Source organism: Oceanobacillus massiliensis str. N'diop (assembly GCF_000285495.1).
Classification (GTDB): domain Bacteria; phylum Bacillota; class Bacilli; order Bacillales; family Amphibacillaceae; genus Oceanobacillus; species Oceanobacillus massiliensis.
Map to the genome: position 1 here is coordinate 1 of NZ_HE610982.1, position 13,707 is coordinate 13,707.

The 13,707-nt window shown below is 35.0% G+C and carries 12 protein-coding genes and 1 pseudogene; 1 reads left to right on the plus strand and 12 read right to left on the minus strand.

Annotated elements, in window-relative coordinates; all coding sequences use genetic code 11:
* From OMHG_RS17130 to OMHG_RS17175, 10 genes are all read right to left on the minus strand, one after another.
* A partial coding sequence (locus OMHG_RS17130) for an ankyrin repeat domain-containing protein (protein ID WP_010652156.1) occupies window positions 1-228 on the minus strand: 228 nt, incomplete at its 3' end.
* Between the two features lie 258 nt (window positions 229-486).
* Window positions 487-1,737, minus strand: a complete 1,251-nt coding sequence (locus tag OMHG_RS17135; RefSeq protein WP_010652158.1) for an RNA-guided endonuclease InsQ/TnpB family protein — start codon at window positions 1,735-1,737, stop codon at window positions 487-489.
* 985 nt (window positions 1,738-2,722) lie between these two features.
* Window positions 2,723-3,382 carry a hypothetical protein gene (locus tag OMHG_RS17140; RefSeq protein ID WP_010652161.1) on the minus strand — a complete coding sequence of 220 codons (660 nt, stop codon included), beginning with the start codon at window positions 3,380-3,382 and terminating at the stop codon, window positions 2,723-2,725.
* A 408-nt stretch (window positions 3,383-3,790) separates the two neighbouring features.
* Complete coding sequence (locus OMHG_RS17145; protein WP_010652163.1) at window positions 3,791-5,437, minus strand: FAD-dependent oxidoreductase; 1,647 nt, start codon at window positions 5,435-5,437, stop codon at window positions 3,791-3,793.
* Window positions 5,438-5,494: 57 nt separating this feature from the next.
* Window positions 5,495-5,776 carry a HesB/IscA family protein gene (locus OMHG_RS17150; protein ID WP_010652165.1) on the minus strand — a complete coding sequence of 94 codons (282 nt, stop codon included), beginning with the start codon at window positions 5,774-5,776 and terminating at the stop codon, window positions 5,495-5,497.
* A 19-nt stretch (window positions 5,777-5,795) separates the two neighbouring features.
* Entirely contained in the window at window positions 5,796-7,571 is a 1,776-nt protein-coding gene (gene arsA / locus OMHG_RS17155; RefSeq protein WP_010652166.1) for an arsenical pump-driving ATPase, read from the minus strand.
* Window positions 7,572-7,587: 16 nt separating this feature from the next.
* Entirely contained in the window at window positions 7,588-7,944 is a 357-nt protein-coding gene (arsD, locus tag OMHG_RS17160; protein ID WP_010652168.1) for an arsenite efflux transporter metallochaperone ArsD, read from the minus strand.
* Window positions 7,945-8,037: 93 nt separating this feature from the next.
* Entirely contained in the window at window positions 8,038-8,457 is a 420-nt protein-coding gene (arsC, locus tag OMHG_RS17165) for an arsenate reductase (thioredoxin) (protein ID WP_010652169.1), read from the minus strand.
* Window positions 8,458-8,471: 14 nt separating this feature from the next.
* The gene (locus OMHG_RS17170) at window positions 8,472-9,761 is read right to left on the minus strand and encodes an arsenic transporter (protein WP_010652171.1); all 1,290 of its coding nucleotides are present in this window, start codon (window positions 9,759-9,761) and stop codon (window positions 8,472-8,474) included.
* 24 nt (window positions 9,762-9,785) lie between these two features.
* Complete coding sequence (locus OMHG_RS17175) at window positions 9,786-10,130, minus strand: ArsR/SmtB family transcription factor (RefSeq protein ID WP_010652173.1); 345 nt, start codon at window positions 10,128-10,130, stop codon at window positions 9,786-9,788.
* Between the two features lie 260 nt (window positions 10,131-10,390).
* Here OMHG_RS17175 and OMHG_RS17180 point away from each other — a divergent pair.
* Window positions 10,391-11,346, plus strand: a pseudogene (locus tag OMHG_RS17180) (arsenic resistance protein).
* Window positions 11,347-11,444: 98 nt separating this feature from the next.
* Here the strand turns inward: OMHG_RS17180 and merA are convergent.
* Together merA and merR are read right to left on the minus strand one after the other, a co-directional pair.
* Window positions 11,445-13,091 carry a mercury(II) reductase gene (merA, locus tag OMHG_RS17185; protein WP_010652179.1) on the minus strand — a complete coding sequence of 549 codons (1,647 nt, stop codon included), beginning with the start codon at window positions 13,089-13,091 and terminating at the stop codon, window positions 11,445-11,447.
* A 38-nt stretch (window positions 13,092-13,129) separates the two neighbouring features.
* Window positions 13,130-13,528, minus strand: coding sequence for an Hg(II)-responsive transcriptional regulator (gene merR, locus OMHG_RS17190; RefSeq protein WP_010652180.1), 399 nt, complete (start codon window positions 13,526-13,528; stop codon window positions 13,130-13,132).
* Window positions 13,529-13,707: the final 179 nt, after the last annotated feature.

Sequence of the window (13,707 nt, forward strand, 5' to 3'; positions counted from 1 at the left end):
TACATCATCCCAACCGTTTTGAGTCCAATAAAGACACCTTTCATCCACCACAGCTCCATTCTCTAACAAAAGTTTAGTAGCATGATAGAATCCAAAATAACATCCGATTTGTAAAGGGGTTTGCCCAAACCGATTCTTTACATTAATTTCTATTTCTTGTTCAGCAAGCAGCTTTTTAATTGCGTCTAAATTGTTCCTATACACCGCTTTGTGCAAAGAGTCTTCCATTGATCATACCCTCCGATACTGCTAAACCTTTATTCAATCCTTTTATTTTCTATAAAAGACTGCATAAATCCTTCAAATTAAATAAGTCTACATAAGAAATTACCAATGGTTTATGATTCGTTGACCATCCTTAAAATACTTTAGGTTTCTTGCTAATACATTGTTTGATGAGAGCATGAACCTATAAATTAGGACTCAATCAGGGACAAGGATATGGCAAAGTAACATATGCTAACACATGGGCAAGGTCTGTGCCTACTACGCCTTCTTATTAGGCGATACTTTTCTTCTATACCACACCGGTTGTTTAAAAAGCACATCCACCGGTCTTACTGCCAACCGAAATTTCTTTCTACAAATATTTTGTGCACCATTAACTTCACGATGAATTTCTGTTTTTTGAACAGAACAAATAAATCTTCTTCCATTAGAAAAATGCCTTCCTCCACAGAATGGGCAATCCTGTGAGGTATAACTTTCTGAAACAAAGTGATTTTTGATTCCATTCAATTTACATTTATACTCTAGTTTTTCTTTTAATTCACCATAGGACCATATAGAGAGTTGTTGTCTTCTTGTTCTATTTTTTCTCTTTCTTGGATCTCTTTTCGTTCCTTTTTCAATTCCTGTTGGGTCACCAATTACTAGATCAGATACCTTTTCCTTAATTAAAAAGTCAATAGCTTCTTTCGTAGACTTATGAATCAAATAGTCAATTTGATGTCTTGATTTAGTCTTTATTCTTTGACAGGCTTGACTATACACCTCCCATTTTTTTGTACCCTTTTTACATCTACTCATTTTCTTCGACAATTCTGCTAATGCTTTTGCACGATATTGTTTAATAGCACGGATTGCTCTACCTGAAATTATTAACGCCTTATCTTCAGTTCCTATTGCCAAGCTATGAATTTCACCTAAATCACATCCAGCAGGTTTAAAAACCATATTAATCTTCTTTTCTGATACTTCAACAACATAATGAAACCAATAATATCCGTTTTTATAAACAATCTCTCCATATGAAATATTTGAAATATCTTCTTGTGCCAAATTAGGTATTTCAATGTAATCATTCAGTTTTTTTACTTTTTTATTGCATGTTAGTAGTAAGTCTTTTACATCCATCTCGTACCTATAATGCTTTAAAATAATTTTTTGCTTACTTACAACCATACCCGCCCTCTTATACGGTATTGTGTAGAATCTTTTCCCCTTCCACGAATACTTTGCCCTAATATCTCCACTCTTTCTCCTTCTTAAAGTAGCCATTCGGTTTACATTGTATTTTGCCACAATTGCTTGTACGGTGTGACAATGTAGTTCATAAACCTGCTTAGTCATTTTTTCCAAATCGGATTTTGGTATCCAAAGTTTAAAAATACGATAATAATCATTTCCATATTGAACAATATCTGACCAGACTCTACCTACCTCCATCTGTTTAGTCTTCAATTTAGTGTAGATGTCTTTATCATATGGAATTTGAAATCTATGTGTCAATTTCATCAAGTCACCTCCAGTAGCTCAAAATTGAACTTCTTGGAATTTAATATGACTTACTTCACTCCTATATATGCAAGGTTTTATGATAAGGCAATATTTACCAGGGGTTTCTTCTGATATTTTACGTAAAATAAATGGTTAGCTATTAACTATAGGCAATGGTATTTCTATACCGTCAAATCTATTTTCCTCTTTCTTTCTATACCTCTTATTTCTACTATATTGTCCTGTCTTTTAGTCCTTACCCCCATCAAACCCTTGCTGCCCCTGGCTTATTCCCTCCTTCCTCTTCTTTCCGTCCCTCTTCATTCTGTTATATAGTTCTTCCCCAAAACTCCCATTTTCGCCCTCTTTTTCCCGTTCTGTCCTGCATAGAATGTTCTGACAATGTTAAAAAGATGCTCCCGGAATGGAGAGAAGAATTAGGAGAAAGAAAAAGTGTTGAAATACTATTGGAAAACAATTGAAAATGACATAGAAATCTTTCGGATTTATACACTTGAGATATCGACTGGATTGGATATTGAAGAATGAATAAGGGATGGCTGAAACCTTATTGGATAAGGGATTTAGGCGATATTGGACAAAGAAAAAGAACTGGATCCGCTATGGAATCCAGCTCGAACTTTTACTCATTTTTGAGTAAAACAAACCAAATTGAATGATTATTGAAAGACCATCCGAATACATACTGGTTCGCCCGCTGCTTCTCTCGATCCTTTACTATTCGGATACCAACTATTTAGCAGTGGACACCGACATTATAGCAGAGGGAAGAGGATTTTAGCAGGTAGATACCGGATTATGGGGTAAGGCACATTCAATTATATCTGATTCCTTAATCCAGCCTTCTATATGGATTCTAAACCTCAACAGTCTTAAACCATAATTTAGGGAAGTCTGCCAAATATACAGTCTTCCCTTTTTCTCAAAAGTGGACATTTTTATCCAATTTCTCATAAAATGGTTTACGAGTTAAAAATAATTTTTATCCATGCCATGAACCAGTTCTCTTGTCTACGGTTACATATGGATAGTTATCTTTTTCACCTGTATATGGCAAACTGTTTGTATAAATCCATACAGTATCACCTTGGTCAATTATCGTTTCTATTTCTTCATCGTAAGAGCTGTTATTCCAGTTTTCTAAAAATAGTTCTTTCCAATTATCTTTAATGGGTGCATGAACTGAAAGATAGTTAGCTTGTTCAAATAATGTTCCTTCTTCACCGTTATTCATTTCCTTATATTCCTCGATAACATTCCAAATCTCCTCAGCGGTTAAATTATCATAAAAATTCTCAGCCCAATTAACCCCCTTTGCATAAACATAATCAGAACTACCCATGTACTCATCAAATATGAATATCCTCAAGGTATCCTTTAAAAGTTCCATTTCTTCGGAAGAGACACTATCTGGTTGAGTCTTTATGAGTTTTTCATTACTATTGCTAGATTCTTGTTCTTTGGGTACAGGCTCAATGATTTCTTCTAAGTATTCCTTTCCAGAAATCCCTATATCCCTTGAAGTATTTTCTTTTATTGGCTCATCGACACTGTTAGAGACAACTGATTGTGAATCAGACGAACACCCAAATAATAGTCCAATAAAAAGAAATAAGATTCCAATCATATGTAGATAGCTCATTTTACCATCTCCTGATGTTTAGTTAATATTACCTTTACCTTTAATTAACAGTATAACATTAAAGCATTTGCGTCATCACCATCACCACTTCTCTACTTTTATCTTTTACACCTGTGGATGAAGACATGATTTTCTGATAAGATATACGGAAGACTCCGTGCTAGTAACACGAAGTCCCCGGTAGTTTTCTCGAAGCGAGAGGCTACTCAATTACAAGTTTTGTATAAAGAAACCATGTAACTTCATATTGTATAGAATACTTCGACATTGTAACTAAATTCTTTCCGGAACAGAGGGATGAAAAGTGAAGGAAAACTGATAAGGTCCTATTGTTTAAGGGATTGGGAGAATGTTTAACGAAAAGGAAAAGGCTGAATCACTATTGGATTCAGCCTGAGCTTGTATTGGTTATTTATTCCCCTTTTTAAAGCTCTGATAATTCTTATTTCCACCTGAGAGATTAAATACCTCTTTGAAACCCATATTGGTTAATACATTTTGTGCTGCATTACCAGTTACACCTTTATTACAGTATGTGACTGTAGGTAAATTAGGGTTTAATTTTTTACCCTCCGAACGTAATTCGGCTAGTGGAATATTAATTGCTCCATCTACATTTGATACTTCATATTGCTTCGTTGCTCGTGTATCAATGATTTGGAACTTCTCCCCGTTTTCAATTTTATCTGTTAATTCTTGTGGGGTAATCAGTCTATTTTTCTTATCTATTGCGTTTTGTAATGCCATTCCAGTATACATTACTGGATCTTTTGTTGTACTAAATGGTGGTGCATATGCTAAATCTAAATGGAATAAATCTTCCGCCTTTGCTTTAAATGAAATTGCTGTTACGAATACGTCAATACGCTTATCGACACCATCTTCACCAACAATTTGTACACCGAGGATTCGGCTTGTTTTTCTATCTGCAATCGCCTTAATTACTAATTCTTTTCCACCAAGATATTCTGCTCTTGCTGGTTTAATATTGTGGAGAACTTCAGTATCAAAACCTTCGTCCAATGCTTCTTTTTCGCTTAAACCAGTATATCCGACAGCTAAATTAAATACTCGTAAAATTCCAGTTCCTAGGATTCCTCTGTGTTCTAAGTCGCCACCTGTAATGACATCTCCAGCGATACGTCCCATTTTATTTGCAGTAGAACCTAATGGACGATAGATTGGCTTACCTGTAATTATTGAAAAACTTTCCGCCACATCTCCAACGGCATAAATATCAGAAAGATTGGTTTGCATTCTACTGTTTACTTTAATGGCTCCAGATGCCCCAAGTTCAATACCAATCTTTTCAGCTAGTTTGGTATTAGGTTTCACACCCGTTGCTAAAATCACCATATCGGTATCAATAACTTTTCCATTTTTCGTTTCTACTGTTTGTTCGGAAATTTTACTTGCTTCTTCATTCAATAATAAGTCTACACCACTATCTCTTAAATGTTCTTCCACTCTAAATGCCATATCTTTATCTAAGTGGGGCATAATTTGATTACTTCGCTGAACAATCGTCACTTCTAATCCTTTAAGCGTTAATTGCTCTGCCATTTCAAGACCAATAAATCCAGCTCCAATAATAGTTACCTTTTTCGGGTTATTTGTTCCCATGAAATTATTAATTGCTGCCGTATTTTGAATGTTACGCACATGAAAAACATGATCCATATCAACACCTACGATTTTTGGAGTAATTGGTGTTGCCCCTGTTGCAAATACTAACGTGTCATAGTGATCTTCTTTTGTTTCATTGGTATCTAAATTTTTAACAGTTACACTTTTCTTGTCTGGGTCAATCGTAGTAACCTCATGACGTGTATGAATATCAACGTTGTAACGTACCTTAAACCATTCTGCACTTCTAGGTGTTAATGTCTCTAGCTCATCCACTTCTCCACCTAAAAAGTAGGGGATTCCACATATTGAGTAAGAAATATCATAGTCCGCATTATATAAGATGATTTCAGCATTTTCATCATTTCTTCGTGCTTTAGCAGCTACTGAAGTACCGGCTGCAACAGAGCCAATAATGATTATTTTCATATACTTATTTCCTCCAATAATTAACCGAAATTTCTGAGATGTAAACTTAATTAAATATTAGCAGCATTGGTCCATTCCTAGTAAAGCAAATTGTGATCCATTCGGAGCTTCATCATCATCTAATGTTAATCCCTCTACTGTATCTTTTACATCCTTATCAATAGCTACTTTTATTCCATCAATTTCCTCAACAATATCGTTTTCTTCTGGTGCATCTAATGAAATTCCTAATTGTGGTCCACAACATCCGGAACCCATAGAATAAAAACGAATTCCCTCAGCACCTTTTTCCTCAAAAATTACTTGTAATTTAGTTTTAGCCTTTTCTGTTATATTCATGTTAAATCTCTCCTAGTATTTATGATCGAACAAGTTCTTTCAAATTGTCGTAACCGATTTTTACCTTCTTCATCCAAGGAATAAGTGCAGCGTTATCTGCTAGTTCTTCTTTTACTTTTATAATCCATTGTTTTTCACTAACCGCACGTGCTTTTAAAACTGTATCCGTTGTTCCAGAGGCATATAAACTCCGATTTACTATCCACCACGTTGGAGTAATATCTGCACGTTTTAAGTCATCTTGTAAACGAGTCGCTTCAATAACTGGAGTTGCTTCTGGTAAGGTTACAATAACAAGTCCTGTTTCTTCTGGGTTTCGAAGTCGTGGCAATAACTTTCTTACACTTTCTGGTATCTCCCCCGTCGATCTGCTCATTTCTTTATGATAAGCCTCAGTTGAATCTAATAACAGTAATGTATGACCTGTTGGTGCAGTATCAATCACCACAATTTCCTTTTCAGACCTTTCTATCACATCAGCAAATGCACGAAATACAGCTATCTCCTCTGTACATGGTGATTCGAGATCTTCTTGCAAATATGCAAGTTCTTCCTCATTTAGATTTCCAGCAGAAGAAATGACTTCGCTCTTATATTTTTCAACTTCCAATTCTGGATTAATGCTACTAATTGATAAGTCACCGTTTATGACATTGTTTTTGAACATATAATCGAGGTGTGCTGCGGGATCAGTTGTTGTTAAATGAACTTTATGTCCTTTTTCCGTCAGTCCAACAGCGATAGCAGCAGCAACTGAAGTTTTGCCGACTCCTCCTTTTCCCATCGTAAAGATAACACGGGTATTCTTAGAGGAAAAATCATCAATAACATCTTTCAATTTAGGTAACGGAGCTACATTCGCATTATTACTTTTTTCATCTTCCACTTCACCAAATGGATTATCACTTACTAATTGACGTAAGTTCTTAATTCCTGTTAATGAATAAGAGACATATGGTAAAGATAATGTTTTGATTTGCTTTAACTCTTCTGGTATTTGATTTAAAGCATGCTGTTGACCTTCAAAAAAGGCTGTTGATATTTCATCTTCTGGATCATGTGACTGAAGTAGCCCATTAATAACAAGCATTTGATTTTGAATACCAATATCTCGTAATTCCAAAGATGCACGGTTTGCTTCAATTAAAGTAGATTCCTCCGGCCTTCCAACTAATATAAGTGTTGTTTTTTCTGGATTTGAAAGGGATCGAACAGCTTTTTGGTACATATCCTTCTTGTCTCCAAGACCCGATAACGGGCCTAAGCAAGATGCTCCATGTGTACTTTCATCCAAATAACCAGTCCATGCAGTAGGTAATGATAACAAACGAAGAGTATGACCAGTTGGTGCTGTATCAAATAACACATGATCATATTCATTGAAAATCTGGTCATCACTAAGTAGATGAGAGAATTCATCGAATGCCGCAATTTCCACTGTACAAGCACCTGAAAGCTGTTCCTCCATTTGACTTACAACTGATTCCGGCAATTTATCTCGATACGGTCCCACTGTTTTTTCCCGGTAAGCTCTTGCAGCTTCTTCTGGATCAATATTACTTGCATATAAATTTTTGACACTAGGAATTTCAACTGGTTCACGGTTTAATTCTATTCCAAATACATCTTGCAAATTAGAGGCCGGATCAGTACTAACCAGCAGTACTTTCTTTCCCTGATCAGCAAGTGCCACTGCGGTTGCACAAGCTACGGATGTTTTACCAACCCCACCTTTTCCAGTAAAGAATAAATATGGTGTTTCAACTTGATTCTTTGGTTTATATAGTGAATACATGAGAGTTCCTCCTTTGTTAGTCAAGTTTTACTGAAACCCGAACACGAGGCTTTTGCGTTAATTCATCCTCTTTTACTTGAAGCCACTCTGCAAATTCCTCATTTGATGGATATTCACCTATTTTTACGACTTCTCTATCTAAAAGTATAATAGGAAGTGCATCTACCCCTTTTTCTTGGAGTACTTGATTTACAGTTTCATTATCAGCAAAGGCGGCAGGGTCATTTGCCAAGTTAAAGCGTTTAATATCTACACCCTTTTGTTCTAATGAATATACAGTTGATGCAACTCTAGTTAAATCAGGGTCAACACTTGGACCACAAACACCTGTTGAACAACACATTGCTGGATCAAAAATTTCTACCTTTTTCATCAATTACAACTCCTTTATTAACATATAATTATAAACTTATATAAGAATCAAGAAGATAAGGCTTGAAAATCATCCATACCTTATCATTCCTAATTATTTACCTGTTTCTGCAAAATGCTTGATTCGTATTCCTATTTCATCACGAACACGCTGAAAAACTGACCAGACTTCTACTTCTGTACCTTCTGCTTTAGCTGGATCATCAAAGCCCCAATGCTCATGCTTTACGTGTGGTGGTGTTACCGGGCAACGATCCTTTGCATCCCCACATAATGTAACTGCCAATGTTGCGTTATTTAAAAATTCTATATCAATTGTTTCTGACTTTTGGTTAGAAATGTCAATTCCAACTTCGTCCATTCCTTTAACGGCATTAGGATTCAAGCCATGTGCCTCAATTCCAGCACTTCTAACTTCCCATTCATCTCCAAGAAGTTTCTTCGCCCAACCTTCTGCCATTTGGCTTCTGCAAGAGTTACCAGTACATAAAAAGTAAATTGTTTTTTCATCCATACAAATGCTCCTTTTTAGAATATAGTTAACGTTAAATAAAGACCTAATAATGTGATGAACAGGATTGGTATTGTTAAAATAATACCAGTTTTGAAATAGGTACCCCAAGAAATCTTAATACCTTTTTGAGATAACACATGGAGCCATACTAAGGTTGCTAGGGATCCTATTGGTGTGATCTTTGGACCTAAATCTGCCCCGACTATATTTGCATAAACAAGTGCTTCCCTTAACACACCAGAAGTATTTGTTTCAGCAATTGCTAAAGCGTCAATCAATACCGTTGGCATATTATTCATGATAGATGATAGAAAAGCAGCAATGAACCCCATACCAACTGTAGCAACAAACAAGCCTTCATCTGCGACAGCTTGAATCACGCTTGCTAGTGCAGATGTGAGACCAGCATTTCCTAATCCATACACTACAACATACATTCCAATGGAAAAGAACACAATATCCCATGGTGCTCCCTTGATAGCTTTTTTTGTATTTACTGCACTACTTCGTCTACCCATAATGATGAAGAATATGGCAATGGTTCCCGCAATAATAGAAACAGGTATATTAATAAATTCGCTTGTAAAGTATCCAATTACTAATAAACCTAGGACATACCATGATAACCGAAACATTTTATAATCCCTAATTGCATCTTTAGGTTCACCTAATTTAGTAACATCATATGATTTTGGAATACTTTTTCTAAAATAAATCAGTAGCACCGAAATGGTCGCAATTAGTGAAAATATATTTGGAATGAACATTCGTAAAGCATATTCAACAAATCCAATACCAAAGAAGTCTGCCGACACTATATTTACAAGGTTACTTACAATGAATGGTAATGAAGTTGTATCAGCTATAAATCCACTCGCCATGATAAACGGAAAAATCATTTTTTCTTTGAAATTCAAATTACGCACCATTGCAAGTACGATTGGTGTTAGGATCAATGCTGCACCATCATTCGCAAATAAGGCGGCAACAATTGCACCTAATAAACTGATATAGACAAACATTTTTATTCCATTTCCCTTTGCAAATCGGGCCATATGTAAAGCAGCCCATTCAAATAAACCTATCTCATCTAATATTAAAGAGATAAGAATAATGGCAACAAAGGCAAGGGTTGCATTCCATACAATTTCTGTTACTTCGATTACATCACTAAACCCTACGACCCCCACTAATAAAGCAATAACTGCTCCGCCCATTGCAGACCAGCCAATGTTTAAACCTTTTGGCTGCCAAATTACGAAGACTAGGGTCGCTATAAAAATTAAAATTGCGAGTATAAGCATTGTTGACAAAATAATACCTCCAATTTAACAACAAGAAATTCGTGTACCTTTTTCTTCTAATTCCTTTATTTTATCGTTTTGACTTGGCAATTGATCGAGAATATCTTTAATAAAGGAATAATACTCATTATTCTTATTGACCGAGAAAAAGATCCATTGCCCTTTTCTTTCCTCCTCGACTAATCCTAAATCTTTCAGCTTACGTAAATGTTGACTAATTGCTGGTTGACTCATTTGAAATATTTCCACGAATTCACATACACAACAAGCATGATCATCCATTAATTTCATCATTGTCAATCGTGTCTTGTCACCAAGTAACTTTAAAATTACAGCAGCTTTTTCCATTTCAATTGCTGTTTTTAGCATAACCATTCCTCCTTCTTGTTTATTATGGAATAAGTATATAACTATTCGCTTATATATACAATGAAAAAGAACGTAAATATGTGATGATTTTGTAACAACTGCTAATACCTTTAATTTTTGCTGTTTACACTTGAGCATAAGTCACGTCTCTATATTGTGGAATAATACGCTTTAAAAGTAATTGTTTTCGGAATGTATTATACTAATCTGTAAGAAAGTAAATTGTACTGAACTATCTCTAAGAAGAAAGTGATTGATCTATGGGCTTATTAGATAAACTACAAACTATTATCATACTATTTGCTGTTGGTTTAGGTCTTTTATTAGGACAAGTAAACATAATTGAACAATATGCGGAGACTTTAGTTATTCCGTTTCTATTCTTGATGCTATATGGGTTGTTTTTAACAATTCCATTGCAACAATTAAAAAAGGCTTTTTCAAACATTAAATTCCTTGGAGCTAACACAATCATAAATTTTATATGGACACCAGTAATAGCTTGGGGTTTAGGTTCCATTTTCTTAGCTGATTATCCAGCTTTATGGATCGGTTTTATTATGCTTATGGTGACACCTTGTACAGATTGGTATCTCGCATTTACTGGCATTGCAAAAGGAAATGTATCTCTTTCAACATCAGTTTTACCGATTAACTTAATTTTACAAGTCGTACTTTTGCCAATATATTTGTTACTATTTGCCGGAACTATTGAAACGATACCCATATCAACGCTTATAGAGAGTATATTGATTGTATTGATTACTCCTTTTGTACTTGCTCATCTTACTCGATTCTTACTAGGAAAAAATCTGTTTTAAATAAAAAGATTCTCCCTTTTTTCGCCAATGCTCAGATTTTCTTTTTATCATTGGCTATTATGGCAATGTTTGCTTCCCAAGGTTCTTACTTGCTTGAAAACCTAGAAGTCATTTACATTTTAATTATTCCAGTTTTTTTGTTTTTTGTTATTAACTATGTAGTAGGACGCTTAGTTGGAAGGTTTTTAAAGTTTTCCTATGCAGATTCAGTTAGCTTAAATATGACGATTATTGCAAGAAATTCACCAGTTTCTTTGGCTATAGCTGTGACCGCATTCCCTGATCAGCCTCTCATTGCTCTAGCTTTAGTTATTGGACCTTTGATTGAATTACCAGTGCTCGCCATTGTCTCGCAGATACTACTTTACACAAGAAAAAAGAAGGCTGTCCTTTAAGTTTGGATAGCCTTTACTCTTTGTTTCACAAGATGACTCATTTGTGGTGAAACGGAAACAATTACTCCTTTACTAACCTGCCCCATAAAAACAGTACTTTACCCTGCACAACAAGATAATTTCGAAACATCTTTATCAAATGTAAGAGCAGCTAGCCTTAGCCCTTCAGCCATTGTTAAATATGGTGCAAGGCTATCTTTTAAATCGTCGACGGTTAAACCATGCTTTACTACTAGCGAAGCTGCATAAATTACATCTCCTGCATTTTCGGATACAATATGAACCCCAAGAACTTTCAATGTTTTAACATCAGCAACGATCTTAAATACACCAATCGTTTCATGATTTACTAATGCCCTTGGAACCGCATCTAAAGATAATACCGATGTTTTTATTTCATAGCCTTTTTCATTTGCTTGTTCTTCAGTTAACCCAACTGTTGCAACCGATGGATTTATAAACGTGACAGCAGGAACCACGGATAAATCTAATTTTTTATTTAACCCACCAATCGCATTATCAGCAACAATTCCACCTTCATAGGCTGCTACATAAACAAATTGGGGTCCTAATGTTACATCTCCTGCTGCATAAATCTTCTCATTACTTGTTCTAGCATAATCATTTATCAGGATTTCATTTCGTTTTCCGATTTTAACACCTGCTGCACTTAAATTTAAGGAATCCGTATTTGGCTTTCTTCCTGTTGCAATAAGTAGTTGCTCTGATTCTACGACTTTTTTCTTACCATCTACCGTTATATTAACCTTTTTTATCTCTCCAACTTGTTCTATACGCTCATAAGTTACCTCTTTAATAAGGTTTATACCCTGCTCGATTAAGACTCTTTCTACAGCTTCTGAAATTTCTGGGTCATACTCTTTTAATAGCCGATTACTTCTTTGTATAAGTGTGACTTCTGAACCTAAATTATGAAACAGTTGCCCAAGTTCCAATCCGATATAGCCTGAACCAATAACAGTTAATCGTTTAGGCACCTTTTTTAATTCGAGTAGCGTTGTACTTGTTAGATAGTCCACTTCATTAAGTCCTGAAATCATTGGTATAGATGGCGAAGCACCTGTTGCAATTAAAAAGCGTTTTGCAGAAAGTTTCTCCCCATTTACCTTAACTGTATTTTCATCAACAAACTTAGCTTCACCCTTTATTAAATCAATGCGATATTCATCAATTAAATCTATATATTTTTGATTTCGAAGTTCGCTAACTAATTCATTCTTTTGATTCACCAAAGAGGCTAAATCGACTTCCCAAGCAGATGTTTGTATACCTATGAATGGATTTGTTTTTGCTAAATGATTGATTTCCCCTGCTCTAAGAAGTGTTTTTGATGGAACACAGCCAATATTTACACAAGTCCCTCCAACTGTTTCACGCTCAATCATTCCAACTTTTGCACCGTATTCAATTGATTTAATCGCAGCAGAAAAAGCTGCCCCTCCTGAACCAATGATGAGTAAATCATAACTTTTTTTATTATCTAATTCAATATCTTTTGGCTTCTGCGTCGAAATTTCATCTATTTCTACAGCTTGGTATTTTGCTTGTTTAATTGCTTGTCTTACATTTTCAGCATTAACATCATCTGGTAATTCAAATACCGATTCATCACGTTGAAAACTAGTTACGATATTTTTAGCACCTATACTTGTTAATGCAACATCAATATGTTGTTCACATCCTGTACAGGTCATTCCATTGATTTTAACACGATATTTCTTCATGATTTTTTCCTCCTCTATCTATAAAATCTACAGTATCTTCAATCAAATATTAACCATTCAATAATTGGACATTGGTGTATTGCTTTTTGATCAGGACACCTGTTTTTTAAATCTTGTAACATGGACTCTGTTTTTTTAAAATCTGCAATTTGTTTTTGAATCTCTTTCTCCTTTCTCAATACAAATTCATACATACCTTGGCAGCGTACGTTATCATTATCAACAACACCAAGTAATTTATAGCTTTCACTCAATGAAAATCCAAGGTCTTGCAGTCTTTTGATAAATTTCACACGCTTAACATCATCATCCGTATATATCCTATAACCTGCATCGGTTCGAATAGGCTCTTTTAATAACTCTTTCTTTTCATAATATCTTATTGTTTCTTTATTTACACCGCATTTTTCAGCAAATACGCTAATTCGATAGCTCAAATTATTCACCTCTATAAACATAATAGACCCTGTACCTTAGTACACGGTCAAGTATAATATTAATATTCTCTTATTCAAGTTCTGCCCTTACAGTTGAGTATACCTATACTTCTGGCTTTTTCACTTTCTTCTATGGTCTAGCTAATTGGAAAAATCCCAAGAATTAGAATTTAGATCTA